Below are 16,227 nucleotides of genomic sequence, written 5' to 3' on the forward strand. Positions count from 1 at the left end.
ATCTGCTGCTTTCCTGCGCAGATGATCACCGGTTCATACTTCTTCTTCTCATCAAAAGTACCGGATTCACGTGCATCTTCCTCGCGGGTTGTATCAAAAACCATCCCGAAACTTCGTCCGGTATAACTGATTTTTATAAAGTCTCCTTCTTTGACAGGCATTCTTGGTTCCTTTATTAAATAGGGAGCCATATAGATAAAAGGTAGGATAATGCTGGAGATCGAGATTAAAGTCCGGGTTCCGGACATCAATACGGTCAGAGAACGAATTACCGCCTGCGGAGGAGTACTGACCGAAGTACTGACCGAACACGACTCATATTATAATGCACCTCACCGGGACTTTGGGGTGACCGATGAGGCACTGCGGTTGAGAGAGACCGACACCAAAACTATCGTCACCTACAAAGGCCCGAAAAATACCATACTCGGATCAAAAGTCAGGGAAGAGTTGAACCTGGAGATTACCGATCCCGGGGTTTTTCATTCGATCATCACCCATCTCGGTTTTGTGATGGTAGCAATTGTTCGCAAGCGCCGTGAATACTATCAATATCAGGACTTTACTATCTCCCTGGATCAGGTAGAAGGACTCGGAGACTATGTGGAGATAGAACTGATCAGTGCGAATGATGCAGAAAAGGCGGCCGCACGAGTAGACCAGACTGCTCAGAAGATGGGAGTGACCGGAGAGCGGATAACCCTCTCCTATCTCGAACTCCTTCTGTCTAAACGTTGAGAAGTTTTATCTCAATGTCCTTTGAATCTTCACCAAAGTGAATCATAGCGCAGTTACCCATGGCAGCCGGGCCCGGGTTTACTGCTTTGATTCCGTCAGCCTCATAGATGCCACGCTGTTCATGTACATGGGCACAGCAGACCAGATCAAACTTATCGATGTACTTCTTGATAGAACCTGATCCAACATGGTTGCCCCCGATCTCATCAAGAATACCCTGTGGGGGTGCATGTGAGATGAGGACATGATGGGTTGCCTTCTCCATTCGGCTAACGGTTCCTTTGAGCAGATCATCAATCTGTTTATCTGTCATCTCAAAGGGTGTTCCAAAGGGAGTCGGATTAGAACCACCAATACCTACAAGCGAGATTTTTCCAAGATTCATGGATGAACCATGAAGGTTCACACTGCTGGAACGCTCAAGGGCATCAACAACCTCTTTTGGATCACAGTTCCCTGGAACTGAGAAACTGGGGACATCGATCCGAGAGAAACAGGTATCAACATCCTTAGCTGTCCCCATATTGGTGATATCCCCTGCGATGAACACAATATCAGGAGCGAGTTCCATAAAGGACTCGATCATCCCGTATTCACCGTGCAGATCTGCAAGCAGGAGCGCTTTCAACATGAGTACTAATATGGAACCCGTCTAAAAAATCTTAACTCAGGTTCGTTCCATGAACCAGTTACTCTACCCGAAAGAGCAAGGGATCCCAGAACCCTCTGGGCTTCAGGGATAACCGGGGTTGCAATTGTTCCCTGGAGTGGTGTTCCGGGAAGAGGAATAAACCGGTGAGCGTGAACAAACCCGAATTTACACACTTCCTGAACCAGCCTGATCGTCTCTTCCTGCTCCTCTTCAGTCTCATTAGGAAACCCGAGAATCACATCAACAATCGGTACCATCCCCCCATCCCTGGTATGATCCAGGGCAGAAAGCGCATCAGCGCAGGAATGACCACGATGAAGCCGGGTTAGAACCTCGTCACTCCCGGATTGAACTCCAATATGTAGTTTTGTGTTATCGCAGTATGATCTGATCAGATCTACCGCCTCTGGTGTTACCCATTCAGGTCTGATTTCACTTGGAAAGGTGCCAAAATACACTTCCCGTCCGAGATCCCGTTTCAGAACCTTCAACAGATGTTCAACTTTATCCAGTCTCGGATGCCTTCCATCAGATCCATATGCTAACGCATTGGGAGTAACCATCCGGATCTGGTTGAAATGCCGGGCAAGATCCCTGATAGCATCTATCCCGCGATGACGCATCCGGTGACCAAAGATGCATGGAGTCTGGCAGTATTGACAGGAGTGTGGGCATCCTCGCGAGATCTCGATATACCCCCGATACTCGCTGAAACTTGGGTATGCATCAGGAATCACCGCATGATCAACCGGAACATAGCCATTCTTCGTCGCAACACCGGGCGGAGGAAGCAATCCCAGTTCAAGACAATCCAACAATCTGGGGACGGTAAATTCACCCTCACCAACCACCACATAATCAGCGATATTCACAAGATCATCATAACATGCGGTGGCATGAGGGCCACCTACGATAGTCGTACATGGTGCCCCGGCAATCTCATCGAGAAGCCCCGGTGCCTGAATCGAATTCAGACTGTATAACGTAACATCACCACCAGGCAAATCAGAAGGTACGAGTTGGTATCCATGCTGCTCACAGGCAGCATACAGTGCCGCGAAACTATTCCGCTGGGACGTGATCTCCCGCCAAACGATCTTCATTCTTTGATTGATGCTCCAAACACCTTCCTGTTACTGAAAAAAAGGTAGACGGATCCTGAACCAGATGTATAATAAGATTATGTCAGAGACGTTGACGCAGTCGTACTGATTTTTCAGCGATCTGATACTGGTTACCATCATAATATTCTGCATACACACGCACCAGATCCTCACCATCAGTCCCCTGAAGGATGACTTCACTCTGTGCTTTGGGTGGCAGCTCAAACCGTTCACTACTTCCATCGCTCCGGGTAAGTACGATCCAGGAACTCTTCACCATCTTCTGCCCTTTTCCACCTGAGAAGAAAACAGGTATTGTCTTGTCGAGTTGGTCTTTTTCATTGATCTGGGCTGACACGGCATTATCCTCGGGTGGTGCAGGGTACTGATCCTGTGCTGAAGATCCGGTATGGGTATCAGGACTCTGAATCCCTGCTTTTCCCAGATCTCCTGATGATGAAGCGGGTCCCAGTTGAGGATGAGTACATCCGGCGGAAAAGATCATGACAACGATGAGCAGACTCAGCAGACAGATGAACGATCGCATACAGACTATAGCATGAATCCAGTCATAAATATTCTTCTCTTTCGGGATGAGTTCAAAAAAGAGGAACAAAACCTCTCCTGTTTAAAAGACGTTCGCCTCGGTGTACACCATTACCGATTCTTTGAGGATCTCAAACGGTTTGACCTCACGGGAATGAGCTGACATCCGCATCTTAACAACTTCAATAGCCAGGTGAATATCAGAGACCTCATCTCCCCGTGCGTACCTGAGCAGAATGACTGTATCACTCAGATACTCAATCAGATTATATCTGCTTGAAAACTGATTGGTCTTGTCAGCTTCACTGGTAAGGAGCGAGGTACAGTGAAGATCACGAAGGCTGTCGAGAAACCGCATCATCTCCCTGCGACGGGTGGCATCATCACTAAACAGATCCTCAAACAGGGATACCGGATCAATAACAACCCGCTGAGCTCCCTTTCTCTTGATCAATTCAGGGAGTTCATTCTTGACACTGTTTATTGCAAGATTAAAGTCAGAAGGATCCAGATTAACAATAGTCAATGATTTTCCCAGGTACGGAGAGATATCCCATCCCTTATCTCTCATATAATACTCAATCCTACTGGTCCGCTCCTCAAGGGTGATATGAATCACGTTCTCTCCGTTCAGCAACCCGGACCAGAGGAAATAAAGTGCGAAATTTGTTTTTCCGCACCCATACTGACCAATAATAGAGGACACTGACCCAGGAATAAGCCCTCCTGATAACATCTCATCAAGGCCCTTGATTCCGAAGGTGATCCGATCCTCCATCATATGATCACTCTGATATTACTCACTTCAAACCCACGCCCGGCAGTAATCCTCACGGCAAATTTGACCATCTCCCGATCTTCCAGATGAATCATAACGCCACGAAACTTTTCAATATATAAAACACGTTGCCGTTTTGCAGTGGAAGATTCCTCCCACCTGAAGTGAATTACCGCATCAACTGCGTCGGCAACTTCAGTCTCCTGCCATTGATTCAGAATACCCTTGGTCAGAATAAGATAGAAGGTGGTATTCCATTTCTTCGCAACCCGCTGCAGCCCTCGGAGAAATGCCGTAAGATCAGGCCATTTCCCGGATGCAATATACTGGGTTGCTAGTTCGGTCAGCGAATCAATAATAACCAGGCTCTCTTTGGGAACCTCGGAGAGCATATCTGCAAGCGTGGAGAGGACACTGTCATGAACCTTTCTCCGTTTTTCCATCCGTTCGATGATATCATCATAATCAGAATACCAATTGATCGGAACAAGACTTGAATCAAAATAAATATCAGATAGATCATCGAACTGAACAAGATCAATATTCATAAGCAGGTCCGGTGAGAAGGACTGCCTAATCTCCCTGAGAATATCTTCACGCATCTTGGTAACCGTAATATACCTGATATCAACGGGAACCAGAATCTGTTCTTCCTGCATTCCCCGCGCCATGACTTGAGAGAGATTTATTAAAGAGGTATATGCAAACTCGACCTTTCCAGATCCAATTTCTCCTTTGAGCAGTATTACCGAACCTGGAGGTACCCCTCCTCCAAAAACCGGATCAAGGGTTGAAAGACCGGTGGGCATATGACGTTTTATATCAGTATACATCTGCTCTCCAGAAAATGACGATTATGAGTAGTCTTTCATAATTATACTTATACTCTTTCTTCACAATTTTGATGTGCTAATCCCTCAGCGTTTTTATCTGATGATGACATACCATTCTCATATTCAGAGAGGGTGTGAAACGGGGTAGTCACATCAGCAGGCAATATTATGGTGGGGGATGGAGACGAGAAACCTAGAGCTATAGCCACAAATACTTCTGGCGGACAAAAAAAGAAAAGAACCATTACCATAAAGGTCCCTCATATTTTTCTTGGTAAAAAAACCTCGTCAGATGAAAAAACAGTTTCAAAAATAAAAAAGACTACATTCAGCCCGACGGTGGCTTCGATCCCATTACCGATAAAACCCCTGAAACCTCCGGTGTCTAAAAACCAAGACATCAGTAAGATTAACCGTATAAAAGTCAGCCCGATTTTACAAAAAAGGGAAGACCCGGTTGTAATCACCAATAAAGAACTTAAAAAAAGTCTTGGTACAGAGAGAGAAAGCAGGGATCTGAATTATTCGAGTAAATTACTCAAGAAGTTTTCCCTCTCACGTAAATCAGGGATTGAAGAATACAATTTTGAAAAGCATGGATCTCTGGTGGAAGCAGAGGTTCCGGCCGGGTATGAACTGATTCGTGAATACTGGGCAGATCCCGGACGTGCCCTGATCTATATTGCCCTTAATACCAACTCACGGATGAAAGAGTATCTGCTCTATGAACCGGCATTAAGTCCCTTTGAATATGAGTTACTTGAGCGATTACATGAGGATCTTCGTGACGTTCTCATTCTTACCGATGATGAGGTGGGGATGGATCGTAGGTTTCTCCTCCTGACTAAGATGATGGATCTCCTGAACTATTACGGAGTAACCATCGGGCAGCGATCATTATTCAAGATTGAGTATTTTCTGGTCAGAAACTACATCGGCTGGGGGCGTATCAACGCGCTGATGAACGATCCATGGATTGAGGATATCTCCTGTGACGGGGATAACATCCCGATATTTCTGTTTCATCGGAAAGAACAGAATATTAAAACCAATATCCAGTTTGAGACCGAAGCATTGGTTTCTCTTGCAATCACTCTTGCCCAGCGATCTGGTAAGCACATCTCGTCAGCAAACCCCATGATCGATGCAACCCTCCCGGAGGGATCACGCCTGCAACTTACCTTCGGGACTGAAGTAACCTCACGGGGTACATCATTCACTATCAGGAAGTTCCGTGAACAGCCGTTCACCCCGATTGATCTGATGGATCTGAAAACATTCAGTGCGGATATGCTCGCTTACTTCTGGCTTGCCATCGAGAATAACATGAGCCTGGTCTTCATTGGGGGAACTGCTTCAGGGAAGACAACATCACTCAATGCGGTCTCACTCTTCATCCCCCCTCTCGCAAAAGTCATCTCGATAGAAGATACCAGGGAACTTACACTTTATCACGAAAACTGGATAGCAAGTATCACCAGGGATTCGGTCGGCGAAAGTGGAACATCAGTGGATATGTTCATGCTTCTCAAGGCTGCCATGCGACAGCGACCAGAATACATCCTTGTTGGTGAAGTACGTGGTCACGAGGCACAAACCCTCTTTCAGGCGATGAACACCGGCCATACTACATTTTCCACCATGCACGCCGGAAGTGTCGATGCAGCAATCCACCGGCTTGAGAATGAACCCCTGAATGTTCCCCGTAACATGCTCCAGGCGCTAAATGTTTTGAGTATTCAGAAGCAGATCCAGATCGGTCCTGACCGGGTCAGACGGAGTGAAGAGATCGTGGAGATCGCAGGGATTGATCCGGCAACCGGTAACATCATGGTTAATACCGTCTTTGAATATGATCCACTTGCCGATTCGTTCGGGTACACCGGAAGATCACAGGTCCTGGGAGACATTGCTACATTGCAAGGGTGGAGCAGAGAGGCACTTCTGGAAGAGATGGAACGGAGAAAGCAGGTTCTGAATGCCATCAAAGATCAGGATCTTCGCGATTACATCAGATTTACCAAAATTATCCAGGCTTATTATATCGATAAAGAACGGGTCTTTGATAATATCAATGATTTGAGCAGGATTGCGACATGAGAACGGATCTGATAGTAAGACGGTGGATAGCACGGAATCCGGACCGTTTTATATCAGTCAGGAAAGATCTCAACTCAATCAGAGCCGGAGTCACGCTTGAGCAGTATGTAAGACAGGCGTTGTTCGTAGGTCTGATGACCGGGCTTGTTGCAGGTCTGATCGCTTTTTTCCTCGCCTCATTTCTTTTTTCATCTCAATTCGGACTGAACCCTGAACTGTATAATGTACTCAACCTCAATCTGAATACCAACAATCCAAATCTGCCGATCATGCTGGCAGTTCAACTGATCGTTGCACTCGCAGTGTTTTTTTTAAGCGGATTTGCCGGGTACAAACTGACGCTTGCTTATCCGGCACTGGAGAAGATGACCAGGACGGTAAAGATAAATGTCGGTCTTCATAACGCGGTTGCCTATATGTATGCGATGCGACGGGGAGGAGCAGAACTGCTTGAGGTTCTTAAATCCCTTTCAGAAATGTCAGCCATCTATGGGGAGGTCTCTTACGAGTTCAGACAGGTAGTCAGGGATGCTGAGTTTTTTGGGTATGACGTGGTTAGTGCGATCAGGCATTTAAGCGAGACTACTCCTTCCCAGAAAATGCGGGATTTTCTGCAGGATATGCTCTCAACGGTTGAAAGTGGAGGAGATCTCTCCCAGTTCCTGCATGACCGGGTGCATATCCTGCAGGAAGAGGCAAAATTTGAACAGAAGGAATTTCTGCAGTTTCTCGGCCTTGTCGGCGAGATTTATGTGACTGTCTTCATAGCTGGACCCCTATTCCTGATTGTTATCATGGTGGTGATGGGGATGATGGGATCCTCAGCAACATTTGAACTCTCGCTCATCGGCTATGTTGTCCTCCCGATAGGATCCCTCATCTTTATCCTGATGATTGATACCATCACCATTAAGGATGAAAATGCAGTCAGATATGTCAAAGCAAAATGGTTGAATCAGTATTCTGATGTAAGGGTCAGGCAACAGACCGGTGAAGACCATCTGTTTGCAGCAATAACTAGGTTTGATCAATTCAGATTTATAAAACGGTGGATGGCTCATCCACTCAAAGCATTTGTGGAAAATCCAACGTATTCATTTTATTTCTCGATTCCGGTAGCAATAATTTTCCTGATCTGGGTTTTTATAAATGTCCCTTCCGAGACGCTGGATGATACGATCATGGCAGTGGATGATATGATCATGATCGCCCTGCTCATCGTCATGATCCCATTTGCAATCTTTTACACGATGTGGAATACCAGGATCAGGGGGATGGAAGCATTGATTCCGGATTTTCTTGATCGCATGGCAGGAATCAATGAAGTAGGCCTCACCCTGACTCAGTCCATCACCATTATGGCCCGGGCAAATCTCGGGCTTCTCGCGTATGAGATCCAACATATCCAGCGTGACATTCTCTGGGGAGCAAACTTTAGTGATGCACTGATCAGGTTTGAACTACGAGTCAGAACCGCACTCATTGCCAGAACGGTCACGTTGATCACCAAGGCCTCAACAATGAGCAGTTCTATTGCAGATCTGCTCAGGATCGCTGCTGATGATGCCCGAATGAGTGAGATCCTCAAACGTGACCGGCTCTCGGAGATGTTTATTTATACTGCGATAGTATATCTCTCCTTTTTTGTATTCATCTTTGTTATCGGGGTGATCAGTACTCAGTTTTTATCCGTGCTTGCAAACCAGAGTAAAGAAGGACTCTCCATGGCAGGACCACTCGCCAATGTCGGTACGCTCTCACTCACCACCATTGACCGGCTCCTCTACCATACCTGTCTGGTTCAGGGATTCTTTTCAGGACTGATAGCCGGAATGATGGGTGAGTCATCACTCAAAGCAGGAGTAAAGCATAGTTGCATCCTGATTATCGTCGCACTTCTTGCATTTAACTATGCATTTTAAGTACCGGTAATCCAGGTAAAATAGTTTATATGAAAAATCAGAGCATGCCGGATCCTGACAAACTTGTTTTGAGCCCGGACTCATCAGGAGAACCAATCCGCATTCGGATGTGGTACTGACTCTTTGCTTCCCAGATAAGTTCCCGAAAGTGAACCTTCGGCGTTTCAAGGAGTCGCATCAGGGGGAGTGTGGCCCGGTTATCGTTTATTTCATACAGAACCACTGCTATCCATACCCGTCGCTGGATAGACCCGGTGTGGAGCAGGGGAATAAGGAGATCCACGATCGCATGCCCCATCGACGCAAGTTTTACCGCAGCATCTGTTGCTCTGGCAGGATCCTCAAGATCCCCGGTAAGGAGCAGGACCTCCTTTCTGAGAGGATCATTGATATCAGAACTGATTTCTACAGAGATTGGTACCGCAGGTTCAGGCTCAGGTTCTCTGGCCTGGGATGGTGAGGCTGCAACCGGGTGTTTTTCAGAGGCATTCTCCTGTATAAGCCGGGTATTTTCGGCATCAAGACGCAAAATTGCTTTAGATAATGAAGAGATATCGCGGTCACGTCCGGTAAGTTTCTCTTCGAGTGCGGTGATCTCCCGATACAGGGCATGAACAGATTCATCTTTTTCAGCCCGAATCGTCTCCTGGAGTTTGTGGTACCGCTGCCTGACCCGGTCAATCTCAATCCGTAATGCTTCATTATTGGTAACCAGGTCCTGAATCTGACTTTCGCGAAGTGTAATATCCTTCAGAAGATCGGTTTCACGTGATTTCAGGGACTCCTGCATAATTGCAAGTTCCTGATGGAGGCTGGTAATCTCATTGCGGTAATAATCTTCCCGGGATTGCTTTTCAGCAATGAGTTGATCCCGTTCTGATCCCACCTCCTGAAGCTCACTCCTGATCCCGGATATCATGTGTTCAAGGGTACGCTCACGCTCGGCAGATCTGTTCTGGTTTTGTAGAACTTCTGCCTTCAGTTGTTCCCTTTCAACACGGTGAACCTGATTTGACTCATCGAGGGCATTCTGGAGTTTGATCTGTTCGGTTTCTGCTGACCGGGTGATACGATCACATTCAACCTTTTCTTTCTCCAGTTGTGCGGTTGCTATGGTCAGTTCCTGATATACCCGTTCTTTTTCATCGATAACAGAATGGAGGAAGACCGTCTGCTCATCAATCTGTCTGGTCAGTGAAGAGTACTCTTCATCCTTTTTCCTGATTATCTCATCATGAGTGAGGACTGCTGCTGCAAAATCTTCACGGATCCTACGGTTCTCACGCTGGAGATGCTCTTTCTCCTTCGCAGACGTAACAGTAAGATCTGTCAGCGTTTTTTCGTACTCACTAGTTTTGGCTGCAAGTAGATCAGTAAGGGTACTATTCTCTTCCTGAACCCTGGTCTTCAGAAACTCTGCATCAGAGAGAAGAACCTGGAGCCGGGTAATCTCCTGTGTATTCGCTTCTGCTTCTTTCCGGGTTCTGCTCTCAATATCCTGAAATGCAAGCCTGGAAACCTTACAATCTTCTTCCAGACCTGAAACCAGAATGTCACGTTCTTTCAATTCACGGGAACGGATCTGGCGTTCAGTAGTAATCAGATGGTGGAGATGATCTACCGTTAGTCTGGACTGTTCCTCAAGATCAGTCTCACGATCAGCATATTCACGCAGGCGCTGATCCATAGACTGGAGGGCTTTGCCGGCCAGGTGGAGTTCTTCTTCTTTCTGACGGAGCTCAAAAGAGAAACGGTCCCTATCCTGGCGAATGGTCTCTGCCAGAGCACGTTTTTGTGAAGAGAGAAGTTCCTGCTCATTGCGTGCAGCGGCCTCCCGATCTGCGAGATCAGATTGAAGGGCTGCAATGGTCTGCTCATAGTGGGAACTGACATCATCTTTCTCTTGAACCAGGGCAGTATATGCACTCTCACGTTCCTGAAGCGAAGAGGTTAGAGACTGGATCTTCTCATCAAGCTGATTAATCCGGGCCTGGAAGGTATCCCTTACCCCGGTGATCTCCTGTATCAGCGCGTCTTTCGCCTTTCCCAGTTCATCCAGTTCTGCCTCATATCTCCGGGCAGCACGGGATTTATCATCCTGTTCATGTTTGACAGTCTTCTGAAGTTCTTCTATTTTCTTCTCAAACTGGTGGATGATAATGTCAGACTCTTTTTCGAGTTTGGTGATAATTCGGGCCAGTTCTTCGTTTTTATTCTGAAGTGTGATCAGTTCTTTCAATATGGATTGCGCGAGATCCATCCCCACCCCCCGCAGAAACGTATGCCTTACTACAAGAAACGCGTGTCAGGATTTATATTCTGTGATATATGATTCACGATAATGAATAAAAAGAAAAGTGGGATTAAAGTCTGAATCGTGCCATGGAGACGGAAACCTGTTCAGCAATGCCTGCAACCTGATCCACAATAACCCTGAGCTGGTTTGCTGATGATGATGTCTCTCCGGTAGCATGTGCCGATTCCACCGCTTCACTTGCTGTCTCTTTAAGCATTGCCGATACTTCGTGCATACTGCTGGTAATCTCTTCTACTGCGGCTGCCTGCTCTTCATTCATGCTGGCAACCTGCTCAATATTGTTTGAAATATCCTCGACCGAGGTTACGAGTCGCTCAAAGATCCGCAGGGTATCAGACAACATCACATTTCCATCCTGTACTGCAGTTGATGTTGCAGAAACTGCGTCGGTTGCAACCTGTGACTTTTTCTGGAGGTTGCTGATCATATCAGTGATCTTCTCTGCCGACTTTCGCGACTCCAATGCCAGTGCTTTTACCTCTGACGCAACCACCGCAAATCCTCGTCCCATCTCTCCGGCACGGGCAGCCTCAATTGCAGCGTTGAGGGCAAGAAGATTGGTCTGATTAGCAATATCGGTGATCAACCGGACGATCTCATTGATCTTCTTCATCTCCTGCTGAATCTCACTGATAACCCGGTCAACCTCGCCTGCATTCCGGGTTATCACCCCCATCCCTTCTTCCGCCTTTCTTGCAAACTCAGAACCTTCACGGGAGAGAACCGTTGACTCCTGGGCAATACGTGAGACCGATTCAGCTTTCTGGGAGACTTCCCCGACTGTAACCGAGAGATCCTCCATCGCCCTGAGCACCTGCCTGACTCCGGCATCACTCTGTTCGGTGTTCTCAGAGACGGCATCAGAGTTCCTGGCGACCTGCTCTGAACTATTTGCCACCTCCTGTACACTGGCATTTGCCTGTTCTGCATTGGCGGTGAGTTCCATGACCTGACTGTTGATCATACCAAAGGCATCATTGATCTGTACTCCAATGGTGTCAAAGGCCTCTTTCATCTTCAACCAGTCACCAGTTACACGAATTGAAGGGTTAAACCTGGCAGTAAAATCATAGGCAGCATACTGACCGGCAACTCTGAGAGCTTCTCTGAATGGAGAGTCAAGTGCAGTCAGTGTCGTATTTAAAGAAGAGGCAATCCGTTGAAAGTCACCAGAATAGGTACCGGTGTCAATTCGAGTCTGAAGATTCCCCTGCGTCATCTGGGAAGAGACTTCTGAAAAATCATGTTCAAGTGATGATACCGTTGCCTGTATCGTGCGGAGGGCATCACGCAGGTTCAGGAAATGTGTATGAATATCAGGGATTTCAGAATCTGACACCGGTTCATGGAGGGGTTTCCGCATATCCCCCCCTGCAAGATTTGTGATATCTTTCACAAATGCAACTATTTCGCGATTATAATATGCAACTGCATGCTGACTTTTTGTAATCTCCTGCGATCTTCCCTGCAGTTGATGCTCCATAATATCCAGTAGCTGGTTCACCCGACCAGCAACAATCCTTTGATCAGGATCTGTATCATCAATCCGAATTCTGGTATTATATGTACCGGAAGAAAAATCCCTGACCACTAAGTCAAGTGCTGATAGTAAGTTCATTCCAATCCCTCCGCAGGAGCATGAAGTTACATTGTGCAGGGTTTGGTTTAAGTATGTTCGTTTGTGCCAGGGTCAGATCAAGAACTCAGTTCAGGACTGGAGAACTCCCACATCATCTATCCGCGTGTAAAAACGGAGTATATGTGAATAGTATGTACTAGTTTAGTACTGGTAAAGATCCCTGAAATCCACAAATAAAAACACATATACTGATCTCTGTCCACTTTATAGTTGTACCATCAATGAGAGGAGGGTTGGATGAAAATTGAGGTCCTGAAGGATATCAAGAACGCAGAAGAAGACTATAAAAAGATGATTTCGCAGGCACAAGAGCGGCGCAAGTCTCTCGTCGCCAGTGCCGAACTGGAGGCTGATAACCTGATCCAGAAGGCTCAGGAAGATGCGGAAGAGTTTAAGAAGCAGCAGATTGCAGATGCACGAAAGCAGGCCGGGATGCGGCATGCCACGATCATCAGCGACGGGAAGGCAGAAGCAGTAGCTCTGGAAAGCAGAGGACGGCAGAACCTCGCGAAGGCCGTGGATCTGCTCGTTACACGCTTCAAGGAGCAACTCAATGTTTCAGCCTAAACAGATGAGCAAACTGCTCATCGTCGCATCAAAACAGCAACTTGAACCGGTCATTACTGAACTCTACCGAATGAACATCTTCCATATCGATGATTATGTCGAGAAGGGTGATGATCAGTGGGAAGGATTCAGGATCGGGATGCCGCTGAAAGGAGCAGATACCACCTCATCCAGTCTGGTAAAAATCAGATCCATCGCCAGTGCATTTGGTATCGGATCTGACCAACTGGACGAGTCGGCAAAAGCCCGGGTTCAGGAACTCAAACGCAGCATCGAACAGGATCTTCCAGCCCTGGCTGACGAAGTCGAACACCTGCTTTCCCAGCGATCCAAGCTTGAAGCCTCCGTAAAAGAGCACGAGCAGAAGATCGAGGCACTGAAATCATTTACCGATGCACCATTTCCGATGGAACTACTGAATGGGTATGACTCAGTCGGTTGTATTGCCGGAACGGTTAAAAGTCATCCGGAGATCAGTGTCCCTCACGAAATCTGGGAGAAGCAACTCAAAAGCGGGTTGTTCATCACCATTGCAGCCAGGAATGAAGACCTGCCCGCAGTAGAGAAGGCACTTTTAGAAGTTCAGCTGCAGAAAGTTACCATTCCTGGAGAAAATGGACATGCCCCAGCAATAATCGCTGATTATGAACAGAAGATCGCCGGCATCCACCAGGATATTGAGCAGATATCTGTAAAAATGGCTGAAATCAGGGAGAAACACCAGTACTTCCTGATGTCATCAGAAGAACTTCTCACTGCAGATGTTGAGCAGGCTGAAGCACCACTCAGGTTTGCAACCACCGACCTCGCATTTGCTGTTGTCGGCTGGGTTCCCACCGAGCAGGTAACAAAGGTCTATGAGAATCTGGATCGTGTATGTGCCGGAAAGGTATACACAACCGAACTTGAGATCGAAGACCTGAACGATGGTCCTCCGGTTGAGTACAACAATCCACGCTTTTCCCACCCGGCTGAACTCTTCATTGACCTATATTCACGTCCGAAATATACCGAAGTAGATCCGACGCTGCTAATGGCGATTGTCTACCCGATCATGTTCGGACTGATCCTGGGCGATGTTGCGTACGGTCTGGTCCTGCTCGCGATGAGCTTCGGACTTCGGTCTCTGGTAAAAGGCAGCGATGCAGGGAGTCAGTTACTGGACATCTTACGGAACTGTAGTGTCGCCAGTATCATCTTTGGAGTAATTTTCTCTGAATTCTTAGGGTTCTCCCTACCATGGGCTCCGCTCTGGTTCTCACGACATATCTCAATTGGTGTAGCTGCCGGAGCAGAACATCATGCATCAGCAATTCCACAGTTGCTTGTCGTGTCGATCTGGATTGGAATCCTGCACATTACCCTGGCCAGGATCTGGGGAGCTCAGAACGCTTCCAGGATGGACCATGGACACCACCGGTCCCTGAAGATATATGCAAATATCGGATGGATCCTGGTGATGTGGGGAATCATCGTTCTGATATGGTCAAAGTTCCCGATTATTTTAATGCCTGACCTTACTCAGATGCCTGAACTGGCTGGTGGACTTAATGTCGCAACCATAGCCGGAGCAGTCATGCTTGTCCTTGGTCTGGTTTTAATTGCCCGGGAAAATGCTCTGGATCTCATGGAAATCCCGACCATCATCAGTAACGTACTTTCATATACGCGTCTTATCGCGGTAGGTCTCTCATCTGTCGCCATCGCAATGGTAACAAACTTCATTTCGATTGGTATGTTCATCAATCCGGCACTTGAGAACCTGACTCCGGTAGGAATTATCCTTATCATTGTAGGGATTCTCATTTTCTTCATTGGACATGTAGGTAATACTGTCCTTGGGATCATGGGTGGCGGAATTCACCCCCTTCGTCTACATTATGTAGAGTTCTTCACCAAGTTCTACCGTGGTGGAGGAAAGAAATACAATCCGTTTGGAATGATTAGAAGACTAACTGAACAGAACTAAAGGAGTAAAGGAGATAAAAAATATGGCAGCAGAAGCAGTAGCAGTAGAAGTAGCAGCAGCAGCAGCATCGGCAGCAGGACTCAAGGCAGTAGGTGCAGGTCTCGCAGTAGGCCTTGCAGGTGTCGGTTCAGGCCTTGGTGAGATGGGAATCGGAGCAGCAGCAATGGGAGCAGTAGCAGAGAACAAGGACATGTTCGGTCTGGCCCTTCTCTTCACCGTGCTTCCGGAAACCATCGTCATCTTTGGTCTTGTCGTGGCACTCCTGCTCATGTTCCAGTGAGTGAGGATAGATCATGGGACTGGATGCAGTCATTGCAGAGATCAAGGATAAAGGACGGGCAGAAGCTGAAGCGATCAATAAGGAAGCAGACGCAAAGAAGGTCGAACTCCTGAACATCGCACAGCAGAAGGCAGAGACTGTCAAAACCGCAGCACGGGAAGAGGCTGGAAAAACCACCTCACATATCATCTCCCAGGAAGAAGCTGCCGGACATCTTGTCGTAAAACGCCAGATCCTCAACACTCAAAAGGAGTTGATGGATGAGGTGTACAGGCAGGCACTTGACAAGATCGATACCATGCCCGAATCCTTCCACAAAGGTGCTATCTCATCACTCCTGCACAAGGCAATGGCCGAGATCCCGAAGGGATCGGTCAACTGTTGTGCACGGGATGAGAAAGTGCTGAAAGAGGTACTCAAAGAGTCTGAATTCAGTGCTTTCACCTTTGGTAACATTATTGGGATCGACGGTGGAATCATCGTCGAGAGCACAGACGGTCAACTTCAGGTAGACTTCAGTTACCATACCTTCATGAGCCAGGTATGGGAGTCAGGACTTAAGGACGCGTCAGACATTCTCTTCGCATAAACTCAGGGGGATAAAAAATGGTTCAGAACACGGGCGGTCCGGCACCATACATCTATGTCAGCACCAGGCTGCGGGTGAGGAAGGCCAAACTGCTCGCCCCTGAGGAATACCAGCGTATGCTCAACATGAGCCTTCCTGAGATCATCCGTGTGATCGGGGAGACCGAGTACCAGAAAGAAGTGGATGAGCTGGGA

Annotated in this window: 15 protein-coding genes; 8 read left to right on the forward strand and 7 right to left on the reverse strand. The window is 47.3% G+C overall.

What is annotated here, in order from left to right; all coding sequences use genetic code 11:
* Positions 1 to 210: 210 nt before the first annotated feature.
* Entirely contained in the window at positions 211 to 738 is a 528-nt protein-coding gene (gene cyaB, locus LUQ50_RS05275) for a class IV adenylate cyclase (RefSeq protein WP_300037257.1), read from the forward strand.
* Here cyaB and LUQ50_RS05280 read toward each other — a convergent pair.
* The 5 genes from LUQ50_RS05280 to LUQ50_RS05300 form a co-directional block, all read right to left on the reverse strand.
* Positions 728 to 1,369, reverse strand: a complete 642-nt coding sequence (locus tag LUQ50_RS05280) for a metallophosphoesterase (protein WP_300037260.1) — start codon at positions 1,367 to 1,369, stop codon at positions 728 to 730. The two genes, cyaB and LUQ50_RS05280, sit on opposite strands and share 11 nt — an antisense overlap.
* 5 nt (positions 1,370 to 1,374) lie before the next feature.
* Positions 1,375 to 2,493 carry a TIGR04013 family B12-binding domain/radical SAM domain-containing protein gene (locus LUQ50_RS05285; protein ID WP_300037263.1) on the reverse strand — a complete coding sequence of 373 codons (1,119 nt, stop codon included), beginning with the start codon at positions 2,491 to 2,493 and terminating at the stop codon, positions 1,375 to 1,377.
* A gap of 82 nt (positions 2,494 to 2,575) precedes the next feature.
* Positions 2,576 to 3,109: a hypothetical protein gene (locus LUQ50_RS05290; RefSeq protein WP_300037266.1), complete on the reverse strand. Its 534-nt coding sequence runs from the start codon at positions 3,107 to 3,109 to the stop codon at positions 2,576 to 2,578.
* A gap of 12 nt (positions 3,110 to 3,121) precedes the next feature.
* Positions 3,122 to 3,820 (reverse strand): KaiC domain-containing protein, encoded by a 699-nt coding sequence (locus tag LUQ50_RS05295; RefSeq protein WP_300037269.1) that lies wholly within the window; start codon positions 3,818 to 3,820, stop codon positions 3,122 to 3,124.
* Positions 3,817 to 4,650 carry an RAD55 family ATPase gene (locus LUQ50_RS05300; RefSeq protein ID WP_300037272.1) on the reverse strand — a complete coding sequence of 278 codons (834 nt, stop codon included), beginning with the start codon at positions 4,648 to 4,650 and terminating at the stop codon, positions 3,817 to 3,819. Before LUQ50_RS05300 ends, LUQ50_RS05295 begins: the two co-directional genes overlap by 4 nt.
* A gap of 168 nt (positions 4,651 to 4,818) precedes the next feature.
* Here LUQ50_RS05300 and LUQ50_RS05305 point away from each other — a divergent pair, with 168 nt between their 5' ends.
* On the forward strand, positions 4,819 to 6,750 hold the full coding sequence (locus LUQ50_RS05305; RefSeq protein WP_300037275.1) for a type II/IV secretion system ATPase subunit: 1,932 nt from the start codon (positions 4,819 to 4,821) through the stop codon (positions 6,748 to 6,750).
* Entirely contained in the window at positions 6,747 to 8,672 is a 1,926-nt protein-coding gene (locus LUQ50_RS05310) for a type II secretion system F family protein (protein ID WP_300037278.1), read from the forward strand. The genes LUQ50_RS05305 and LUQ50_RS05310 overlap by 4 nt, the downstream gene beginning before the upstream one ends.
* 37 nt (positions 8,673 to 8,709) lie before the next feature.
* Here LUQ50_RS05310 and LUQ50_RS05315 read toward each other — a convergent pair whose 3' ends face one another.
* Both LUQ50_RS05315 and LUQ50_RS05320 read right to left on the reverse strand, forming a co-directional pair.
* Positions 8,710 to 10,932, reverse strand: coding sequence for a hypothetical protein (locus LUQ50_RS05315; protein WP_300037281.1), 2,223 nt, complete (start codon positions 10,930 to 10,932; stop codon positions 8,710 to 8,712).
* A 103-nt stretch (positions 10,933 to 11,035) separates the two neighbouring features.
* Positions 11,036 to 12,607 carry a methyl-accepting chemotaxis protein gene (locus LUQ50_RS05320; protein WP_300037284.1) on the reverse strand — a complete coding sequence of 524 codons (1,572 nt, stop codon included), beginning with the start codon at positions 12,605 to 12,607 and terminating at the stop codon, positions 11,036 to 11,038.
* 258 nt (positions 12,608 to 12,865) lie between these two features.
* Here LUQ50_RS05320 and ahaH point away from each other — a divergent pair, with 258 nt between their 5' ends.
* From ahaH to LUQ50_RS05345, 5 genes are all read left to right on the forward strand, one after another.
* Positions 12,866 to 13,195 (forward strand): ATP synthase archaeal subunit H, encoded by a 330-nt coding sequence (gene ahaH, locus LUQ50_RS05325; RefSeq protein WP_300037287.1) that lies wholly within the window; start codon positions 12,866 to 12,868, stop codon positions 13,193 to 13,195.
* Positions 13,182 to 15,164, forward strand: a complete 1,983-nt coding sequence (locus tag LUQ50_RS05330) for a V-type ATP synthase subunit I (protein WP_300037292.1) — start codon at positions 13,182 to 13,184, stop codon at positions 15,162 to 15,164. Before ahaH ends, LUQ50_RS05330 begins: the two co-directional genes overlap by 14 nt.
* 22 nt (positions 15,165 to 15,186) lie before the next feature.
* On the forward strand, positions 15,187 to 15,444 hold the full coding sequence (locus tag LUQ50_RS05335; RefSeq protein WP_300037295.1) for an ATPase: 258 nt from the start codon (positions 15,187 to 15,189) through the stop codon (positions 15,442 to 15,444).
* Between the two features lie 13 nt (positions 15,445 to 15,457).
* A complete protein-coding gene (locus tag LUQ50_RS05340; RefSeq protein WP_300037298.1) occupies positions 15,458 to 16,033 on the forward strand; it encodes a V-type ATP synthase subunit E family protein in 576 nt (191 codons plus the stop codon).
* Positions 16,034 to 16,050: 17 nt separating this feature from the next.
* Positions 16,051 to 16,227 (forward strand): V-type ATPase subunit (locus LUQ50_RS05345; protein WP_300037301.1); only part of this gene is annotated, 177 nt, incomplete at its 3' end.

This window comes from Methanospirillum sp. (assembly GCF_028679455.1).
Lineage (GTDB): Archaea > Halobacteriota > Methanomicrobia > Methanomicrobiales > Methanospirillaceae > Methanospirillum.